Raw genomic sequence first — 20,728 nt, 5'->3', positions numbered from 1 at the left:
GTGTTTGACCGTATGAAGCTTCAGGTTCTGGCGAACCACGCGCGCTCGGCGGCCGAGAACATGGCCCACACGCTGCAGCGCACCGCCCATTCCGCCTTCGTCAAGGAGACGGAGGATTTCACCGTCATGTTGCTGAACCGCCGGGGTGAGACCTTCGGCGTGCCGATGGAGTTGGGGGCGACCTGGTATCCGGGCCTGACCTATGGCCGTGCCATCGCCATGATCGAGGATTACCGGCCGGGCGACGTCGCCTTCACCAACGATCCCTATTCCGGCTTCGTCGCGACCCACGCCCCCGACACTCACCTGTGGAAGCCGGTCTTCTACAAGGACGAGATCATCGCCTGGACCGGCGGGCACATCCACAACACCGACATGGGCGGCGCCGTTCCGGCCTCGCTGTCGCGGGCGCTGACCGAAATCCATCAGGAAGGCATCCGCTTCCCGCCGATGAAGCTGGTCCGCGAAGGGGTGTTCGACGAGCAGATCCTGCGGATCATGACCACCAACGTCCGCAAACCCGACCTGAACATCGGCGACATCAAGGCCCTGGTCGGCGCGCTCAACACCGGGGAGCGCAAGATCCTCGCCATGGTGGAGAAGTTCGGCAAGGCCGCCTTCCTCGATGGTGTCGACGCGCTGCTGGACCATGCCGAGGCGCAGGCCCGCGACATCCTGCGCGCCATGCCCGACGGGGAGTGGGTGTTCGCCGACTACGCCGACGAGGATTCGGTCGCCGCCAACCCCTGCCGTCTGAAGCTGACCCTGAGGATCAGGGGCGACGAGGCGATCCTGGACTTCACCGGCTCGGACCCGCAACTCGCCTCCTCGCTCAACGTGCCGTCGGGCGGCGATCCGCGGCACACCATCCTGCTGGTCGGGGTCTATTACGTCCTCTACACCCTCAATCCGAAAATCCTGCTGAACACCGGACTGACCCGGCCCTTCACCTGCATCGCGCCGGAAGGGACGGTCCTGAACCCGACCTTCCCGGCGGCGGTGGGGATGCGGTCGCTGACCTGCGCGCGGCTGCGCTCGGTGATCTTCGGCGCCTTCTCCCAGGCGGTGCCGGAGCGGCTTCCGGCGGCGCCGGCCGGCAACAACTGCATCGTGAACGTGATGACCACCGACGAGCGGACGGGCAACCGCATCATCGCCGCTGTCAATCCGGTGGTCGGCGGCGGCGGCGGCATGCCGCACCGTGACGGCACCAACGGCTCCGGGGCCGACGCGGCCTATCTCAAGAACACGCCGATCGAGATCACCGAGATGGAAACCCCGGTGGAGTTCGTCCGCTACGGGCTGGCGACCGACAGCGGCGGGGCCGGCCGCTGGCGTGGCGGGCTCGCCACCCACATGGCCTTCCGCGTCTTCTCCCCCGACACCCGGATCACCGCGCGCAACCGCGACCGTGGCTTCTTCCGCCCCTGGGGCGTGCTGGGCGGCCGGGCGGCGGGGCTGTCGGACATGGTGGTCAATCCCGGCACGCCGGGCGAACGGCGGCTGGGCAACATCGACACCGCGGTGCTGCAGCCCGGCGACGTGCTGGACATCCGCTCGGCCGGCGGCGGCGGTCGCGGCGATCCCATCACGCGGGAGGCATGGCGGGTGGCCCGCGACGTGGCGCGCGGCTACGTCTCCGTCGAGGCGGCGGAGCGGGAGTATGGCGTCGTCATCCGCGACGGCGTGCTGGACGCAGCGGCCACCGACCGGCTGCGCGCGGACCGGCCGTCGCCCACCGGGCATTTCCATTTCGGGCCGGAGCGCGAAGGGTACGAGCGGCAATGGACCCCTGTCGCCTATGATTTCCTGACGCGGACCCTGGACGGCCTGCCGATCCACTGGCGCTTCTTCGCCAAGACGGAAATCTTCAGCCGCATGGCCGGCCGTTCCGGGGGCGAGGGGGTGGAGGCCGCGCTTGAGGAGGTCTACGCCCGCTTCCCCGAGATGCCCCGTTCCAAGGCCATGGTCCGGGAGGCGGCGGAATGAGCGGGACGGCGTTCGGCGCCCCGCCGGAACCCGGCGGCCGGTTGGTCAGGCTGGCCGAGACGGGGCGGCAGCCGGTCCGCTTCCTGTTGGATGGGGCGGAGCGGATGGCGCTGACGGGCGATACGGTGCTTACGGCGATCCTCACCAACGCCCCGGCTCTGCGGCAGGCGGAATTCGGCCCCGAGCGGCGCGCCGGCTTCTGCCTGATGGGGGCCTGCCAGGATTGCTGGATCTGGCAGGAACAGGGGCCGCGCATCCGCGCCTGCTCCACCCCGGTGGCCGAGGGCATGCGGCTACAGACCCGGACGCGGAGGGATTGGCCATGACCGAGCCGCAGGTTGTGATCGTCGGCGCCGGCCCCGCCGGGATCCGTGCGGCCCAAACGCTGGCGGCGGCCGGGCTGCGCCCGACGGTGATCGACGAGGGCGCGCGGGCCGGCGGGCAGATCTACCGCCGCCCGCCCGACGGCTTCACCCGTCCGCCCGCGACGCTCTATGGCTCTCAGGCCGGCAAGGCGGTGGCGCTGCACACCGCCTTCGACGGGCTGGTGGCGGCCGGCCGCATCGTCCATCTGCCGCGCCGGTCAGTCGTCGCCCTGGCCGACGGGACGCTGCACACGGTCGGCGAAAGCGGAAGCCGCCGGATCGGCTATGACCGGCTGATCCTGGCGACCGGGGCGACCGACCGCCTCGCCCCGCTGCCGGGCTGGCAGGCGCCCGGCGTCTACAGCCTGGGGGCGATGCAGATCGCGCTGAAGGCCCAGGGTGTGGCGATGGGGCGGCGGATCGTGCTGGCCGGGTCGGGGCCGCTGCTGACCCTGCTGGCGACGCAGCTGCTGAAAGCCGGGGCAGAGGTCGCCGCGGTCCTCGATACCGCCGGCATGCGCGCCCAGATCGCCGCCTTCCGCGACCTTGCCGTCCGTCCGTCCTTCGCCCTGCAAGGGCTGGCGATGCGGGCGCGGCTCGGGCGGCTCTACCATGCCGGGGTGGTTCTGGAGGGAATTGAAGCCTCGGACACCGGGGTGACGGCGATTCGCTGGACGGATGCCGGCGGGCAGGCGCGGCGGACGGCGTGCGACGCGGTTGGGCTGGGCTGGCATCTGAAGGCGGAAACCCAGCTTGCCGATCTCGCCGGCTGCCGGTTCGCCTACGACGCGACATGGTCGCAATGGTTGCCCTGCACCGATCGGATGGGCCGTGCCGGGGACGGCGTCTATCTGGCCGGCGACGGTCTGCGCCTGCTGGGTGCCGATGGGGCGGAGGTCGCCGGGCGCCTCACCGCCGCCGCCTGTCTGTCCGATCTGGGCCTGCCGGCGCCGGACACCGCTGCCGACCTCAAGCGGCTCGACAGGCTGGAGCGCTTCGCACGCGGGATCGCCCGCGCCTTCCCCTGGCCGACTGAGCAGGTGCGCGCCCTGCCCGACGACACGGTTCTCTGCCGTTGCGAGGGGATCACCGCCGGCGCGGTGCGTGAAACGGCCGCCTATGGCGGGGCGGAGGCCAACCGGGTGAAGTCGCTGGGCCGTGCCGGGATGGGGCGTTGCCAGGGCCGCTATTGCCAGCTTGCGGCGGCCGATCTGATCGCCGTCACCGGCGGGCTTGCGCATGCCGGTGAGGTGGGGCGCCTGCGCGCTCAGGCCCCGGTCCGGCCGATGCCGGTCAGCGCCTTGCTGGAGGAGGAATGAGCCGTGGCGGGGGCCTCCGCGGCCGGCCCCCGCCGCTGCATCCTTGAACATCCATGTTGATATTTAAAACATGATTGTACATGATCTGAATATGTCTAATGATGTATCAGCGTGGTATGCAGGATGATCACGGCTTCGCAGATGCGCGCCGCTCGGGCGCTCCTGGGGATCGACCAGAAGACACTCGCCGAAATGGCCGGACTGTCCGTTCCGACCATCCAGCGCATGGAGGCGAGCGACGGAAACGTGCGCGGCGTGGTCGACAGCCTGACCAAGGTCGTCGAAGCCCTCACCCAGGCCGGAATCGAACTGATCGGCGAGAATGCGCAAAGCATCGCCGGCGGCCGAGGCGTCCGGTTGAGGACACCGACGGAAAAATCCTGACGCCACACCTGATCGAACCCGCGACGGCGACCGCCGACCTGATGCCGACGATCCCGCCGCCTTATTGAAGGCCGCCGGACAGATGACAGCCCGAACCGAACCGATTTCCCAGCCCCCTATCTCCAAACCCCGTCAGCCCACCTTCGCCGAATTGTTCACCCCGAAGCTCGTCACCATTCTGCGCGAGGGGTACGGATTATCGAATTTCCGCGCCGATGCGATCGCCGGGCTGACGGTGGCCATCGTCGCGCTTCCGCTTTCCATGGCGATCGCCATCGCGTCCGGCGCGTCGCCGGCCCAGGGGCTTTACACCGCGATCTTCGGCGGCTTTCTGGTGTCCGCTCTCGGCGGCAGCCGGTTCCAGATCGGCGGCCCCGCCGGCGCCTTCATCGTGCTGGTCGCCGCCACGGTCCAGGCGCACGGCATGGACGGGCTGATCCTCGCCACCATGCTGTCCGGCCTGATACTGGCGGCCATCGGCTTTCTCCAGTTGGGCACATATATCAAATTCATGCCCTATCCGGTGACGGTCGGCTTCACCGCCGGCATTGCCGTCATCATCTTCGCCAGTCAGATCAAGGATCTGCTCGGGCTCCGCCTGGGCGTGCCGGAGCCGGGACCGCTGCTCGACAAGCTGCCGGTGCTGTGGTCGAGCCTGCCGACGGCGAGCCCTGCGGCGGTCGGGCTGGCCCTGGGGTCGATCGGCATCATCACCGGGCTGAAAGTCCTGCGACCCCACTGGCCGGGCATGCTGATCGCCGTTGCCGGAAGTGCCGCCGTCACCGCCGGCCTTGGCCTGAAGGTCGCGACGATCGGCACGGATTTCGGCGGCATTCCGCCGGGCCTGCCGATGCCGAGCCTCCCGGCCATCACCCTCGACAAGATCCAGGCGGTTCTGCCGAGCGCCGTGTCGTTCGCGCTGCTCGGCTCCATCGAATCGCTGCTCTCGGCGGTGGTCGCCGACGGCATGACCGGGCGCCGCCATCGCTCCAACTGCGAACTGGTCGGGCAGGGTGCCGCCAACGTCGCCTCGGCCCTGTTCGGCGGATTCTGCGTCACCGGCACCATCGCCCGTACGGCGACCAATGTTCGCGCCGGTGCCCATGGGCCGGTTTCCGGCATGCTGCACTCCGCGTTCCTGCTGGTCTTCGTGCTGGTCGCGGCGCCGCTGGCCAGCTTCATTCCGCTGGCCAGCCTTGCCGGCGTGCTGGCGGTCGTGTCCTGGAACATGGTCGAGAAGCCGGCGTTCGCGCTGCTGTTGCGCTCCTCGCGCGGGGACGCCGCGGTGCTGCTGTCGACCTTCCTGCTCACCATCTTCCGCGGTCTGTCGGAAGCCATCGTCATCGGCTTCGCGCTCGGCTCGGTGCTGTTCATCCATCGCATGTCGAAGGTGACGGCGATCGAAAGCCAGACTCCGTTCGTCGCCGAGGATCGGCCCGACGGTGCCTCCTCCGCCCGCACGCCTTACAATGAAGCCGCCGCCGATCCCGATGTGGTCATCTACCGGATCTCCGGCGTGTTCTTCTTCGGCGCGGCGGCCTCCATCGGCTCGGTGCTCGACCGCATCGCCGACACGCATCGGGTGCTGATCGTCGATTTCGGCGCCGTGCCGTTTCTCGATTCCACCGCCGCCAACACCATCGAAGGGCTGGCGCACAAGGCGGCCCGGCGCGGCGTGAAGGTGATCCTGACCGGAACCAGCCACGCGCTGCGGCAGGACCTGTTCAACCATGGGCTCAAGCCGCCTCTCGTCGCCTACGAACGGACGATCGAGGTCAGCCTTCGGAAGCTGCGGCGGAACGATGGGCGTATGACTGCCGGGGCGGACGTATCCGCCGAGACGTGGCGGGGCAACGAGGGGTAGGATCGCCTGTTGTCCGGCTCGGGAGGCGGGCGCCGTCCAAGCGGTGCCCTCTCCGCGGCAAAGGGGGTCGTCATGAGAAAGCTGCTGATCGCACTGGCCGTCATCGTCGGTATGGTCGTCGTCGCGGTGGCCGCTCTGCCCTTTGTCCTGACCGGGGATTTCATTGCCCAGCGCATCGCCGCGGCGGTGAAGGAGCGCACCGGCCGCGATCTCGATCTCCGGATCGCCTCGATAACCCTGTTCCCGCGTCTGAAAGCGGCGGTCGCATCGGCGGCTCTGTCCGATGTGCCCGGCAGCGGACGCCCGCCGATGGTGGAGGTCGGGAGCGCCGAGCTGGAAATGCCGCTGTGGCCCCTGCTGCACGGCACCGTGGAGTTGGAGCGTCTGCATGTCGACGGCCTGCGGGCCAATCTGGTGGCGGACACCGCCGGGCGCGGCAATTGGGACTTCGGCGGCCAGGATGGCGGTCGGGCTGCCCCGCCCGCCGGTCCGGCCGGGGCGAAGACGCAAGAGCTTCCCGACCTGCGTTTCGGCGATGTGCGCATCGGCAATGTGGTTGCCAGCTACACCGACCAGCGGTCCGGCCAGTCCATCGCCCTGTCGGATGGGTCGCTCGTGGTGGCGATGCCCGATCTCGACACGCCGGCCCATATCGAAGGCCATGCCGCGGTCAATGGCCGTGCGCTGACCCTGACGGCCCAGATCGACTCCCCGCGGGCGCTGGCCGCCGGCAATCCGACGGCGGTGCGCGGGCAACTGGCATCCGACCTGTTCGAGGTCAAGCTGGATGCGAAACCGGAGGCCGACGGTCGTACCGGCGGGCCGCTGACGGCGTCGGTGCCGGACCTTCCCGCCCTGGCCGGGTGGCTGGGGGTTCCGAACGCGGGGACGCTGCCGGTGCGGACGGTCCATCTCACCGGCAAGGCCGGCCTCGGTGGGCCTCAGGCGTCGCTGGACGATTTCAACCTGATGCTCGACGATGCCAAGGCGAGCGGTGCGGTGCGCGCCGATTGGTCCGTCAAGGTGCCGGCCGTGACGCTGCGGGCGTCGGTCGATCCGATCGATCTCGACCGTTTCCTTCCCGCCCCTGCTCCAGCCCGGGGTGTGCCGGCCCAGGGATCGGGCCCCGGTTCCGCCGCCGCCGGCTGGAGCGACGAGCCGATCGACGTTTCGTCGCTGCGGCGTCTGAACCTGGATGCGGTCGTCGACAGCAAGGGGACCAGAATCCGGGGCATCGAAATCGGGCCCACCCGGACCAGCATCGCCCTTCGGGACGGCGTTCTGGCGGTCGATGTGCCGGACCTTTCCGCCTTCGGCGGCCGCACCAGCAGCGCAGTGAAGTTGGACGCTACGAAGCAACCGGCGAGCTACGGGCTGAAGATGACCGCCAACGGCCTGCAGGCCGAACAGGTGCTGGCGACCTTCGCCGGGACCAACGTGATCCGCGGCACCACCGCGCTGGACATCGACGTGACCTCGGCCGGCGGCAGCCAGAAGGCGCTGGTGTCCGCCCTGATGGGCACGACCCACATCCTGTTCCGCGACGGCGCGCTGCGGGGGATCAACATCGCGGCCATCCTCCGCGATCCGGTCGCCGCCGCCACCGGGCGGCTGCAGGCCGCTGCACGCGAAACCGACTTCGCCGAGTTCGGGGGCAACTTCCGCATCGATCACGGCGTGGCCCGCACCGGCGACCTGCGCATGCTGGCGCCGATCTTCCGCGTGGAAGGGGCAGGCACGGTTTCGTTGCCGGATCGGCGGCTGGACCTCCGCCTCGATCCGACCGTGACCTCCAGCCTGAAGGGGCAGGGCGGGCAATTCGAACAGGCCGGCGTGACGATCCCAGTCCTGGTGACGGGGAGCTTCGGCGCACCCTCGATCCAGCCCGATTTCAGCGGGGTCGCTCTATCGGCCATAAAGGATCCGGCGAAGGCCGCAGAGGCGGTAAGGCGCCTGAAGGAAGGCGCCTCACCGGCCGAAATCCTCGGCGGCGTCCTCGGTTCAGGCAATTCCGGCAATTCCGGCACCGCCGACAAGCCGGCGGGAAACCTTCCCCTGCCCATTCCCGGCGGACAGTTGCCGCCGGCCCTCAAGGATCTGTTCGGCCGGTGAGGACGCCGGGAATGGCGGAGCCGGCAATCGTGGCCGCAATCCACGCTGTAACGGAGCATTAATGCGAACGGAAGGGTGGATATGACCATCGCGGCGATCCGCTGCCCTGTCGCCAGTTGCCGTGACGGTCCAGCGCCCTATGATCCTGGGCAATGACCGCCTGGACGGTCTCGCAAGATGAGGATTCGGGACATGAGTGACGCATCAGCCGCCGGCTGGATCGAGTTGACGGCGGCGGACGGCCACCGGCTGCGCGCCTATCGGGCGCCGGCCAAGGGCGAGGAGATCGGTCGCCTGATCGTGGCGCCGGAGATCTTCGGCATCAACCACCACATCCGCAGCGTCTGCGATGGCTTCGCCAAGCAGGGCTTCACCACAGTGGCGCCGGATCTGTTCGACCGGGCCGAGCGCGGGGTCGAATTGACCTATGACGATGCCGGCATCCAGAGGGGCATCGCGCTGAAGGGCGCGGTCGCGACCGCCGATGCCCTGCAGGACGTCGCCGCTGCGCTGGCCCATCTGGGCGGTGAGGGATCGGCCGCCATCGTCGGCTATTGCTGGGGCGGCAGCATCGCCTGGGCGGCGGCCTCGGCTCTGCCGGTGCGCGCGGCCATCGGCTATTACGGCGGGGAGATCGGCAAGACGCTGGACAGCGCCCCACGGGTGCCGACCCTGCTGCATTTCGGCGAGCAGGACCACGCCATCCCGCTGTCGGTCGCCGAGGGGGTAAGCTCGCGCTATCCGTGGGTGCCGGTGCATGTCTATCCGGCCGGCCACGGCTTCAACTGCGACGAGCGGGGGAGCTTCCATCCGGAAAGTGCGGTTCTGGCGCTTCGCCGGACCGTAGGGCTGTTGCGGGCGGTGTTCTGACCGGCCGCGTTCCGATCGGCTTTGCGTCCTTCCGCCGCCTGTCCGTCGGCCGTCCCAGCCGGATCGGCCAGCGGCGGAAGGCCAGCAGCCCGATGCAGATCAGCGCATAGATCAGCGGCGTCGTCTGCCAGCCCTTCACCAGCATGATGAAGTGCAGGCAGCCGGCCAGCCCGGCGACGAACACGCACCGATGCAGGGCGCGCCAGTTCTTGCCACCCATCCGCTTGACCATGCCGTCGGTTGAGGTGGCGGCCAGCGCCGTCAGGATCAGGTAGGCGCCCATGCCGACCGTGATGTAGGGCCGCTTGACGATCTCCTTCCAGATCGCCGGCCAGTCGAAGAACTGGTCCAGCCCGATGTAGGTGGACAGGTGGACGCAGGCATAGAAGAAGGCGAACAGACCCAGCATCCGGCGGAAGCGCGCCAACCCGGCCACGCCCGTCAGCATGCGCAGCGGCGTCAGCGCCAACGCGATCAGAAGGAAGCGCAGGGCCCAGAGCCCGCTGGCCTTGACGCTTTCCAGCACCGGTTCGGCTCCCAGCTCGCCGGTGTAGGCGAGCCAGACGGTCCAGACCAGGGGAACCAGGGCGGCGGTGAAGACGACCGGCTTGGCCCAGCGGGACGCAAGGAGGGCATTGGCGGCGGCACGCCAATCGACGCTGCCGGCGGAGGCTATGGAGTCGGCCATCGTCAGAAATTCGCTTTCAGGTCCATCCCGGCATAGAGCGACGCGACCTCTTCGCCATAGCCGTTGAAGGGCAGCGTCTTGCGGCGGGAGAATTCGCCGACCCGCCGTTCCGTCGCCTGGCTCCAGCGCGGGTGGTCGACCTCCGGATTGACGTTGGAGTAGAAGCCGTACTCACGCGGCTGCGACTTGTTCCAGGCGGTCGCCGGCTGGTCCTTCGTCAGCGTGATCTTGACGATCGACTTGATCGACTTGAAGCCGTACTTCCACGGCACCACCAGCCGAATCGGTGCGCCGTTCTGGTTGGGCAGAACCTCGCCATACATGCCGACGGCAAGCAAGGCCAGGGGGTGCATCGCCTCATCCAGCCGCAGCCCCTCGGTATAGGGCCAGTCCAGCACCCAGGAGCGCAGGCCCGGCATCTGCTTGGGATCGTTCAGGGTCTGGAAGGCGACGTATTTGGCGTTGCCGGTCGGCTCCACCCGCTTCAGCAGTTCGGCCAGCGGGAAACCGACCCAGGGGATCACCATCGACCAGCCTTCGACGCAACGCAGGCGATAGATGCGCTCCTCCATCGGGAATTTCAGCATCTCCTCGATGCCGATGGTCATCGGCTTGGCGACCTCGCCGCCGATGGCGATTTCCCACGGGCGGATCTTCAGCGTGCCGGCATTCTCGGCCGGATCGCTCTTGCCGGTGCCGAACTCGTAAAAGTTGTTGTAGGTGGTAGCCGACTTCATCGGCGTCGTCGGATCGAACTTGGGATCGGCCGGCTTGATCGTGGTCTGCGCCTCGAAGGCGGCGGCCAGAGCGTTGCCGCTCCACACCGGCAGGCTGCCAAGCGCCATCGCGGCGGCGCCACCGGCCATCAGGCTGCGGCGCGACAGGAAAAGCTCCCGCGGCGTCACCTCGTCTTCGCGCGCTTGCGACGCGGTGGGGAATTTGAACAGCATCGACCCTCTCCCGAACGGACCATTCCTGCCACTAACCATAGGTCCGCAGCCGGCCGCCGGCAAATCACAGGGTCTACACGATTGCGTGAGCGGGGATTCAGCGCCGTCCCAGCGGGATCACCACTGCCGGTCCACCGAGCCCGCCGCCGCGCCCCGCGCGCCGCGCCGGAAAGGGCAGGACGTCGGCCGGAGGGCGCGGCGGGTTGAGCATCGGCAATCCGGGCATTCCGGCGAAAGAATGGGCCAAGGCCACGCCCTGGTGGCAGGCGCGCATCCAAGAGAGCATGCAGCACATCGAAGCCTGCATGGTAAATGTCCACAGAGTCATGGCCAAGCCCCGGGCTGTGAAGAAGGTTGTGTCGTCTTGCCCCGCGCCAGGCGGCCGGTGCCGAAAAGACCCGCCGTGGCTGGATCCTTAACGATGACGACGGGTGAATCGTTCCGGTATCCGCTTGGTGCGCAATGGTCGTTCGGCTGAATGAACGAGCTGATGAGGCCGGTTAAGCTCAAGAACCGGCCGTCTCCGTCATAAGTCATAGGCATAATCCTTCCGCACGAATTTGGGCCGCCTACGAAAGGCTAAATTGACCGGAATCGCCTTTACTTCATCGTGCGGGACTGTAGGACTGCGCAGTCACTCTTCGGACTGGAGTGGTGTACGCACAGCCCTATTGCGGGTATTCGGCATTCCGGTTGTGTTGGCTTGCGTTTTCTTCGACCGCGCAACAAAGCGGTTTTGCAGAGCGATTTCGGGGATGGGCGGAGCGCGGTCCATGGTGGGCTCGGCGCGCGGATTGGGGAACGGCATGACGGCGATGGTCGAGACGGCGGACGCGTTGGATCCGAAGGTTCTGCTGATGGCCCTGCGGCAACTGCGCAAGGGCGATTTCTCGGTGCGGCTTCCGCTCGACCTCACCGGGATCGACGGCGAGATCGCCGCCGCCTTCAACGATGTGGTGGAACTGAACCACAACCTGACCACCGAGACCAGCCGGCTCAGCGTCGCCATCGGCAAGGAAGGCCGCATCAGCCAGCGCGCCAAGCTGAACAACGCGTCGGGCGGGTGGGAAACCTGCGTCGACAGCATCAACACGCTGGTCGGCGACATGATCCAGCCGACGACGGAAATCGCCCGCGTCATTGGTGCCGTCGCCAAGGGCGACCTGTCCAAGACCATGGCGCTGGAAATCGAAGGCCGCCCGCTGCAGGGCGAGTTCCTGCGCACCGCCCGCAACGTCAACACCATGGTTGAGCAGCTGGTCACCGTCACCACCGAACTGACCCGCGTGGCGCGCGAAGTGGGCATCGAGGGCAAGCTGGGCGGTCAGGCCCAGGTGAAGGGGGTTGCCGGCACCTGGAAGGATTTGACCGAGAACGTCAACGTGATGGCGGCGAACCTGACCGGTCAGGTCCGCAACATCGCGGAGGTGACGACGGCGGTCGCCAAGGGCGATTTGTCGAAGAAGATCACCGTCGACGTGAAGGGCGAGATTCTGGAGCTGAAATCTACCATCAACACCATGGTGGACCAGCTGAACAGCTTCGCCTCGGAAGTGACGCGCGTGGCGCGCGAGGTGGGCTCCGAAGGCAAGTTGGGCGGTCAGGCCAAGGTGGAGGGTGTCGGTGGTACCTGGAAGGACCTGACCGACAACGTGAACATGATGGCGGAAAACCTGACCGGTCAGGTCCGCAACATCGCCGAAGTGACGACCGCGGTCGCCAAAGGCGATTTGTCGAAGAAGATCACCGTCGACGTGAAGGGCGAGATTCTGGAGCTTAAATCCACCATCAACACCATGGTGGACCAGTTGAACAGCTTCGCCTCGGAAGTGACGCGCGTGGCGCGCGAGGTGGGCTCCGAAGGCAAGCTGGGCGGTCAGGCCAAGGTGGAGGGCGTCGGCGGTACCTGGAAGGACCTGACCGACAGCGTGAACATGATGGCGGCCAACCTGACCGGTCAGGTCCGCAACATCGCCGACGTGACCACCGCCGTCGCGACGGGTGACCTGTCGAAGAAGATCACCGTCGATGTGAAGGGCGAGATTCTGGAGCTGAAATCCACCATCAACACCATGGTGGACCAGCTGAACAGTTTCGCTTCGGAAGTGACGCGCGTGGCGCGCGAGGTGGGCTCCGAAGGCAAGCTGGGCGGTCAGGCGCGTGTGGAAGGCGTCGGCGGCACCTGGAAGGATCTGACCGACAGCGTGAATCTGATGGCGGCGAACCTGACTGGGCAGGTGCGCAACATCGCCGACGTGACGACGGCGGTCGCCAACGGCGATCTGTCGAAGAAGATCACCGTGCCGGTGAAGGGCGAAATCCTGGAGTTGAAGAACACCATCAACACGATGGTGGACCAGCTGAACAGCTTCGCGTCGGAAGTGACGCGCGTGGCGAGAGAGGTGGGCTCCGAGGGCAAGCTCGGAGGCCAAGCGCAGGTGAAGGGTGTCGGCGGTACCTGGAAGGACCTGACCGACAGCGTGAACGCGATGGCGACCAACCTGACTGGGCAGGTCCGCAACATCGCGGAGGTGACGACGGCGGTCGCCAACGGCGATCTGTCGAAGAAGATCACCGTCGACGTGAAGGGCGAAATCCTGGAGCTGAAATCCACCATCAACACCATGGTGGATCAGCTGAACAGCTTCGCCTCGGAAGTGACGCGCGTCGCCAGGGAAGTGGGTTCGGAAGGCAAGCTGGGCGGTCAGGCGCAGGTGAAGGGCGTTGCCGGCACCTGGAAGGATTTGACCGACAATGTGAACGCGATGGCGACCAACCTGACGGGGCAGGTGCGCAACATCGCGGAGGTGACCACCGCGGTCGCGAACGGCGATTTGTCGAAGAAGATCACCGTCGACGTGAAGGGCGAGATTCTGGAGCTGAAATCCACCATCAATACCATGGTGGATCAGCTGAACAGTTTCGCCTCCGAAGTCGCCCGCGTGGCGCGCGAAGTGGGCATCGAGGGCAAGCTGGGCGGTCAGGCCCAGGTGAAGGGCGTCGCCGGCACCTGGAAGGATCTGACCGACAACGTGAACATGATGGCGGCCAACCTGACCGGTCAGGTCCGCAACATCGCCGAAGTCACCACCGCGGTCGCCAAGGGCGACCTGTCGAAGAAGATCACCGTCGATGTGAAGGGCGAAATCTTCGAACTGAAATCCACCATCAACACCATGGTGGATCAGCTGAACAGCTTCGCCTCGGAAGTGACTCGCGTGGCGCGCGAGGTGGGCTCCGAAGGCAAGCTGGGCGGTCAGGCGAAGGTTGAGGGCGTCGGCGGCACCTGGAAGGACCTGACCGACAACGTGAACATGATGGCGGCCAACCTGACCGGTCAGGTGCGCGGCATCGCCAGCGTCGTCACCGCGGTCGCCGACGGCGACCTCAAGCGCAAGCTGGCGGTGGATGCCAAGGGCGAGATCGCGGCGCTGGCCAACACCATCAACGGCATGATCGACACGCTGGCGACCTTCGCCGATCAGGTCACCAACGTGGCGCGCGAGGTGGGCATCGAAGGCAAGCTGGGCGGTCAGGCCCGCGTGCCGGGCGCCGCCGGCCTGTGGAAGGATCTGACGGAGAACGTGAACCAGCTGGCCGCCAACCTGACCACCCAGGTGCGCGCCATCGCCGAGGTCGCCACCGCGGTGACCAAGGGCGACCTGACCCGGTCCATCACCGTGGAGGCGATGGGCGAGGTCGCGGCCCTGAAGGACAACATCAACGAGATGATCCGCAATCTTCGCGACACGACGCTGAAGAATGCGGAACAGGATTGGCTGAAGACCAACCTCGCCAAATTCACCCGCATGCTGCAGGGCGAACGCGATCTGGTCACCGTCTCCAACATGATCCTGTCGGAGATCGCGCCGCTGGTGAATGCGCAGCATGGTGTCTTCTATGTCGCCACCCGCGACCGCGACGAGCCGCTGCTGGAACTGGTCGCCTCCTACGCGCTGAAGGAGCGCAAGAACCTGTCCAACCGCTTCCATCTGAAGGAAGGTCTGGTCGGACAGTGCGCCTACGAGAAGAAGCGCATCCTGCTGACCAACGTGCCGCGCGACTATGTGTCGATCAGCTCCGGCCTGGGCGAGGCGCCGCCGCTGAACATCATCGTCCTGCCGGTGCTGTTCGAGGACGACGTGAAGGCGGTGATCGAACTGGCGAGCTTCGGCCGCTTCAGCGAGACGCACCAGAGCTTCCTGGAGCAGCTGACCGAGAGCATCGGCATCGTTCTGAACACCATCGCCGCCAACATGCGCACCGAAGGTCTGCTGAAGCAGTCGCAGCGGCTGACCACCGAATTGCAGAGCCAGCAGGAGGAGCTGAAGACCACCAACGAGCGGCTGGAACAGCAGGCCGCCTCGCTGCGCAAGTCGGAAGAGCTGCTGAAGGCCCAGCAGGAAAAGCTGACCACCACCAACGAGGCTCTGGAGGAAAAGGCCGAACAGCTGGAGAAGCAGAACATCGAGGTCGAGCGCAAGAACCGCGAGGTCGTGCTCGCCAAGGCTGCGCTGGAGGAGAAAGCGGAACAGCTCGCCTTGACCTCCAAATACAAGTCGCAGTTCCTGGCGAACATGAGCCATGAGTTGCGCACGCCGCTGAACAGTCTGCTGATCCTGTCGAAGCTGTTGGCCGACAACCCCGACACCAACCTGTCGGACCGCCAGGTGGAGTTCGCCCGCACCATCCATTCCGCCGGATCGGACCTGCTGGGGCTGATCAACGACATTCTCGACCTGTCGAAGATCGAATCCGGCACCGTGACGCTGGAGATCGGCGAGGTCGTGCTGGGCGACCTGCGCAACCATGTGGAGCGGACCTTCTCGCAATTGGCTCAGGAGAAGAAGCTGGCCTTCACCATCGAGATGGACGAGGCGCTGCCCGCCAGCGTCCAGACCGACGAGAAGCGGCTGGCCCAGGTGCTGAACAACCTGCTGTCGAACGCCTTCAAGTTCACCGAGAGTGGCGGCATCACCTTCCGCGTCGCCCCCGCCACCGAAGGCTGGAGTACGGCGCACCCGACGCTGGGGGCCGCATCGTCGGTACTGGCCTTCACGGTCATCGACACCGGAATCGGCATCCCCGAGGACAAGCAGCGCATCATCTTCGAGGCGTTCCAGCAGGCCGACGGCACCACCAGCCGCAAATATGGCGGCACCGGCCTGGGGCTGTCGATCAGTCGCGAGATCGCCCGGCTGCTGGGCGGCGAAATCCGCGTCGCCAGCACGCCCGGCCAGGGCAGTGCCTTCACGCTGTTCGTCCCGCGCAGCTTCGACACCGTGGCGGAAGCCATCGCTCCGCTGAGCGCCCCCGCCGTCGCTGCGGCCAGCGCGGCAATCGGCAACTCGCCCGCGCCGGCCGGGCTTCTGCCCAAGCGGACAGAGACGACAACCTGGCCGGTGGTGGCGTCCGGCCCGCAGGAGGGCCTGGCGCTCCTGGACATGCAGCCGGGTGGCGACGACCGCGAAAAGTTGCGCCCAGGCGAGCCGGTGGTGCTGATCGTGGAGGATGACAACACCTTCGCCTCCATCCTGCTCGATCTGGCGCGGGAAAAGGGGTTCCGCACCATCCTGTCCAGCGGCGGGGTGGCGGCGCTGCCGCTGGCCCGCAAATACCGGCCGGACGCCGTCCTGCTCGACATCGGGCTGCCGGACATGGACGGCTGGGCGCTGCTCGACCTGCTGAAACGCGATCCGCAGACCCGCCACATCCCGGTCCACGTCATCTCGGCAAAGGACGAGCGCCGGCGCGGCCTGTCGATGGGCGCCTTCGACTATTCGGAAAAGCCGGTGGAGCGCGAGGCGATTTTCGACGCCCTGAACCGGGTGAAGAGCTTCAAGGAGCGCGACCATCGCAAGTTGCTGGTGGTGGAGAAGGACAGCCCGCAGCCGGGCGCCGTCGCCGCCCTGATCGGCAACGGCGATGTGGAGACGCACACCGTCACCTCGATCGAGGCGGCGATGGCGGCGCTGACGGCCGACCGCTTCGACTGCATGGTGCTGGACCTGTCCAGCCCGACCCTGTCCGGACCGGTCACGGTCGATTTCGAGCTGATCGAATGGCTGCGTACCCGCGACACGCTCGCCTGGATGCCGGTGGTGGTCTATGTCGCCGCCGACATCGCGGCGGAGGACGAGGCACGGCTGCGCCGGCTGGCCGAGACGGTGGTGCTGAAGAGCGCGCGGTCGCCGGCCGGGCTGCTGGACGAGACGGCGTTGTTCCTGCACCGCGCCGTCGACCGGCTGCCCGACGAGAAGCGGCGCAGCATCCTGGATTTGCGCCAGCACGACCCGTCGCTGGCCGGCAAGCGGGTGCTGGTGATCGACGACGACATCCGCAACATCTTCTCGCTCGCCAGCGTCATGGAGGCCCACAGGATCGAGGTCCTGCATGCCGAAAGCGGGCGCGAGGGCATCGAGCGGCTGCGCGCCGACCCCAACGTGGACGTGGTGCTGGTCGACATCATGATGCCGGAGATGGACGGCTATGAGACCATGCGCGCGATCCGCGGCATCGACGAGTTCCGCGGCCTGCCGATGATCGCCGTCACCGCCAAGGCGATGAAGGGCGACCGCGACAAATGCATCGAGGCCGGAGCGACCGACTACATCGCCAAGCCGGTGGACATCGACCATCTGCTGTCGCTGTTGCGGATCTGGACCGCCAAGGGCAGCCGGCCGCAGGCACGCGGCGGGGTGCAGCCATGACCCGGCGCAAGCTCCAGACGGCGCGGAGGGGGCGGCGCGCGCCCTTCGTTCCGCCTCCCGCCTGTCCGATACCGCCGGTCCGCCGGTCGACGCTGCTCGGCACCACCAGCGTCCCGACGCCCGGCGAAGATGCCGTTCGCCAGACGTTTCTGCCGGCGGCCCCTGCACCCGACGTGATGCCGGTGCCACCGCCCGCCGGCCCGGCTGCCGTCCCCGCGGGATGGGAAAGCGGAACCATGACCAGCGATTCGAATCCCCAGCCCGACAAGGCGGACGTCGCGATCCTGATCGTCGACGACGACCCGCGGAACCTGTTCGCCGTGCGCGAGACGCTGGAGGATCTGGGGGCGCAGCTGGTGCTCGCCCGGTCGGGCGAGGAGGCGCTGAAGCATCTTCTGCGGCAGGACTTCGCGCTGATCCTGCTGGACGTGCACATGCCGGGCATGGACGGCTACGAGACGGCGGAGCTGATCCGCCTGCGCGAGAAATCGCGCCACATCCCGATCATCTTCCTGACCGCCATCAACAAGGACGAGACGCACATCTTCCGGGGCTATGCCACCGGCGCCGTGGACTACATGTTCAAGCCCGTCGACCCGCTGATCCTGAAATGCAAGGTGGCGGTCTTCCTCGACCTCTACCGCAAGACCGAGGAGGTGAAGCGCGAGGTCGAGGCCAAGCAGCGCCTGCTGGACGAGAATGAGCGGGTGCGGCGCGAGATGCGGCAGGCCGAACAGGCGTTGCGCCGGTCGGAGGAGCGGCAGGCGCTGATCCTGGGCCAGCTTCCCATCGTTCTCTACACCGCCGATCTGACGCCGGGCATTCCGTTCCGCTACCTGTCGGACACCACCGAAACGGTGCTGGGCTGCCCCGCCGCCCGCTTCATCGAGGACCCGCAATTCTGGGAATCCGGGCTGCATCCGGACGACCGCAGCCGCGTGCTGCGCCAGCTGGAGGCGGTCCACGAGACCGGGCTGACCATGGTGGAATATCGCTGGCGCGGCCCGGACGGCGGTGAACGCCATCTGCTGGACCAGGCCGTCGTCGTGCGCGACGAGGACGGCGTGCCTACCGAGCTGTTCGGCACCATCATGGACGTGACGGAGACCCGCCAGGCCCAGCAGCAGCTTGCCCATGCGCAGAAGATGGAGATGGTGGGCCGGCTGACCGGCGGCATCGCCCACGACTTCAACAACATGCTGATGGTGGTGATCGGCAGCCTGGAGCGTCTGGTCCCCGGCCTCGCCGACGATCCGAAGGCGGCGCGGCGGGCGGAGATGGCGCTGCAGGCGGCGCTGCGCTGTTCCGACATGACCCGGCGTCTGCTGACCTTCGCCCGGCGCCAGCAGCTTCACCCGGAGCCGGTGGATCTCGGCGTGCTGGTCACCGGCATGGGCGAACTGATGGAGCGCACGCTGGGCGGCGGCGTCGCCATCGCCATCGAGGCGTCGCCGGCCGATGCCGAGCCGTTGTGGACGGCGTCGGTCGACCGTTCGCAGGCGGAATCGGCTCTGCTGAACCTCGTCATCAACGCCCGCGACGCCATGCCCGGCGGCGGAACTCTGCGCATCCGCACCGTCAACACCCGCTTCGAGGAACCGCAGACGGCACACGGCATGTCGGTTCCGGCCGGCGACTATATCCTGCTGTCGGTGTCGGACAGCGGATGCGGCATGCCGCCGGACGTGCTGGAGCGCGCCTTCGAACCCTTCTTCACCACCAAGGAGACGGGGAAGGGCACCGGCCTCGGCCTTGCCATGATCCACGGCTTCGTCAAGCAGTCGGGCGGGTTGATCGGCATCGACAGCACCCCCGGCGCCGGCACCACCTTCCGCCTCTATCTGCCGCGGGCGGCGATGGACGCCCTGCAGGGCCCCGCTCCGGACGATGACGGTGCCGACGAGGCCTTCGCCGGTCGTGGCGAGACGGTGCTGGTGGTGGATGACGACGCCGACGTGCGGGCGGTCGCCGTCCAGGCGGTGACGGCGCTGGGATACCGCGTGCTGGAGGCCGACGGGGCTGAAGCGGCGCTGACCCTGCTGGATCGTCAGCCGGTCGACCTTCTGTTCACCGACATCGTGATGCCCGGGGGCCTGAACGGGCGCGAACTGGCGCTGGAGGGTTTGCGCCGCCACCCCTCGCTGCGGGTGCTGTTCGCTTCGGGCTATGCCAACGGAACCAGTGCGCCGGAACCGGAGGCCGGCGCGTCCGCCGACACCGGCGGCGCCGCCGATCCCGGCGCCGTGCTGGGTGCCGTGCTGAGCCGGGCGGAAACGCTGCCGAAACCTTACCGCGACGGCGTTCTGGCCCGGGCGCTGCGGCGCGCGCTGGATTTGCAGGCCCCTCTCGCCCCGGCGGAGGCCGTCCGGGGATGATGAGGGGGATCGAGGGCGGCGCCGTCCCACGCCGCCGGTTGTGCATATCAGGTCAGGTTCCGGTTCATGGTTTTGTCCGACGACGCGCTTACCCTGCTCAGAAGTTCGATCCGATCCGTCTGGGCGTTGGAACTGCTTCTGCTGTTGCGGCGGCATCCCGATCGCGACTGGTCGAATGGCGACCTCGTGAGGGAACTGCGCGGCAGCGACGTCGTGGTTCAGGAGGCGCTGGGTGGCTTTCTCGGTGCCGGGCTTCTGGTGGCGCTGGCGGACGGCCGTCACCGCTACCAGCCCGCTGCCCCGATCCTCGACAAGTGGGTGGAGGAAATCGCGCAGGCCTATGCCACCCGTCCGTCCGCCATCATCCGCGAGATCTTCGCGGCACCCGGCAACAAGGTGCAGGTCTTCGCCGACTCCTTCAGGTTCCGCCTCAATGACTGAGACTTATTGGACAGATACGATGGCTGTTTCGACGATGGCTGTGCCTGCAATGGATATACCCGGCCCGCATCGGCTCCCCTCCCCGCCGGGGAGAGGGAAAGAAGGGCGCTGACATGGATGTCCTGAAGTCTGCGGTCTATCTGCTGTGTTTCGCCGCCAGCCTGCTGTGCATGCTGCTGCTGCTGCGCAGTTACCTGCGGTCGCGCAGCCGCCTGCTGCTGTGGAGCACGCTGTGCTTCGTCGGACTGGCGATCAACAACCTGTTGCTGTTCATCGACGTCGTCGTTCTGCCGACGGAGGTCGACCTGCTGCCGTTCCGCCATCTCTCCGCCCTGGCCGGGGTCGGGATTCTGCTGTATGGCTTCATTTGGGATGCCGAGTGATGTTGCCCACGACCTACAGTTTCTTCACCGGGGCGCTGGCGGCGCTGTATGCGGTCGCGGGTCTGTTCTTCCTCAGCTTCTGGAGACGGACGCGCGATGCGCTGTTCGTCAGCTTCGCACTGGCTTTCGCGTTGCTGGCGACCAATCAGATCGTGCTGGCGCTGGGCGGGCTGGAGCGGGAGGAACAGAGCTGGGTCTATCTGCTGCGCCTGCTGGCCTTCCTGCTGATCATCGCCGGCATCGCCCGCAAGAATCTGGAGGGACGGCGGCGCTGACCG

General features: G+C 67.4%; 14 protein-coding genes. 12 read left to right on the top strand and 2 right to left on the bottom strand.

The features are described from left to right. From FZ029_RS11600 to FZ029_RS11570, 7 genes are all read left to right on the top strand, one after another. Nucleotides 1–1,989 (top strand): hydantoinase B/oxoprolinase family protein, encoded by a 1,989-nt coding sequence (locus FZ029_RS11600; protein ID WP_149269375.1) that lies wholly within the window; start codon nucleotides 1–3, stop codon nucleotides 1,987–1,989. Next, complete coding sequence (locus FZ029_RS11595; RefSeq protein WP_149269374.1) at nucleotides 1,986–2,315, top strand: (2Fe-2S)-binding protein; 330 nt, start codon at nucleotides 1,986–1,988, stop codon at nucleotides 2,313–2,315. Before FZ029_RS11600 ends, FZ029_RS11595 begins: the two co-directional genes overlap by 4 nt. Beyond that, nucleotides 2,312–3,673, top strand: coding sequence for an FAD/NAD(P)-binding oxidoreductase (locus FZ029_RS11590; protein WP_149269373.1), 1,362 nt, complete (start codon nucleotides 2,312–2,314; stop codon nucleotides 3,671–3,673). Before FZ029_RS11595 ends, FZ029_RS11590 begins: the two co-directional genes overlap by 4 nt. A 123-nt stretch (nucleotides 3,674–3,796) precedes the next feature. Continuing rightward, on the top strand, nucleotides 3,797–4,057 hold the full coding sequence (locus FZ029_RS11585) for a helix-turn-helix transcriptional regulator (RefSeq protein WP_149199315.1): 261 nt from the start codon (nucleotides 3,797–3,799) through the stop codon (nucleotides 4,055–4,057). Between the two features lie 82 nt (nucleotides 4,058–4,139). Beyond that, nucleotides 4,140–5,921 (top strand): SulP family inorganic anion transporter, encoded by a 1,782-nt coding sequence (locus FZ029_RS11580; RefSeq protein WP_149269372.1) that lies wholly within the window; start codon nucleotides 4,140–4,142, stop codon nucleotides 5,919–5,921. A gap of 72 nt (nucleotides 5,922–5,993) precedes the next feature. After that, nucleotides 5,994–8,033 carry an AsmA family protein gene (locus tag FZ029_RS11575; protein WP_149269371.1) on the top strand — a complete coding sequence of 680 codons (2,040 nt, stop codon included), beginning with the start codon at nucleotides 5,994–5,996 and terminating at the stop codon, nucleotides 8,031–8,033. Between the two features lie 192 nt (nucleotides 8,034–8,225). Next, nucleotides 8,226–8,903: a dienelactone hydrolase family protein gene (locus FZ029_RS11570; RefSeq protein WP_149269370.1), complete on the top strand. Its 678-nt coding sequence runs from the start codon at nucleotides 8,226–8,228 to the stop codon at nucleotides 8,901–8,903. On the opposite strand, the gene FZ029_RS11565 is transcribed toward FZ029_RS11570, so the two are convergent. Together FZ029_RS11565 and msrP are read right to left on the bottom strand one after the other, a co-directional pair. Continuing rightward, complete coding sequence (locus tag FZ029_RS11565) at nucleotides 8,815–9,591, bottom strand: protein-methionine-sulfoxide reductase heme-binding subunit MsrQ (RefSeq protein WP_149269369.1); 777 nt, start codon at nucleotides 9,589–9,591, stop codon at nucleotides 8,815–8,817. The two genes, FZ029_RS11570 and FZ029_RS11565, sit on opposite strands and share 89 nt — an antisense overlap. Before the next feature lie 2 nt (nucleotides 9,592–9,593). Beyond that, nucleotides 9,594–10,541: a protein-methionine-sulfoxide reductase catalytic subunit MsrP gene (msrP, locus tag FZ029_RS11560; protein ID WP_149269368.1), complete on the bottom strand. Its 948-nt coding sequence runs from the start codon at nucleotides 10,539–10,541 to the stop codon at nucleotides 9,594–9,596. A gap of 773 nt (nucleotides 10,542–11,314) precedes the next feature. Here msrP and FZ029_RS11550 point away from each other — a divergent pair. The 5 genes from FZ029_RS11550 (at nucleotide 11,315) to FZ029_RS11530 (ending at nucleotide 20,725) form a co-directional block, all read left to right on the top strand. Further along, nucleotides 11,315–17,251: a HAMP domain-containing protein gene (locus tag FZ029_RS11550; RefSeq protein WP_211104138.1), complete on the top strand. Its 5,937-nt coding sequence runs from the start codon at nucleotides 11,315–11,317 to the stop codon at nucleotides 17,249–17,251. A gap of 236 nt (nucleotides 17,252–17,487) precedes the next feature. Next, nucleotides 17,488–19,626: a response regulator gene (locus tag FZ029_RS11545; RefSeq protein ID WP_149269367.1), complete on the top strand. Its 2,139-nt coding sequence runs from the start codon at nucleotides 17,488–17,490 to the stop codon at nucleotides 19,624–19,626. 66 nt (nucleotides 19,627–19,692) lie between these two features. Beyond that, complete coding sequence (locus FZ029_RS11540; RefSeq protein ID WP_149199322.1) at nucleotides 19,693–20,067, top strand: hypothetical protein; 375 nt, start codon at nucleotides 19,693–19,695, stop codon at nucleotides 20,065–20,067. 113 nt (nucleotides 20,068–20,180) lie between these two features. Further along, nucleotides 20,181–20,450 (top strand): DUF5985 family protein, encoded by a 270-nt coding sequence (locus tag FZ029_RS11535; RefSeq protein WP_174757008.1) that lies wholly within the window; start codon nucleotides 20,181–20,183, stop codon nucleotides 20,448–20,450. After that, nucleotides 20,450–20,725, top strand: a complete 276-nt coding sequence (locus FZ029_RS11530; protein WP_149199323.1) for a DUF5985 family protein — start codon at nucleotides 20,450–20,452, stop codon at nucleotides 20,723–20,725. Before FZ029_RS11535 ends, FZ029_RS11530 begins: the two co-directional genes overlap by 1 nt. Nucleotides 20,726–20,728: the final 3 nt, after the last annotated feature.

Origin of the sequence: Azospirillum sp. Sh1, assembly GCF_008365135.1 — a bacterium.
GTDB classification, from domain to species: Bacteria; Pseudomonadota; Alphaproteobacteria; order Azospirillales; family Azospirillaceae; genus Azospirillum; species Azospirillum oryzae.
This window is presented reverse-complemented; position numbering and strand designations above follow the sequence as displayed.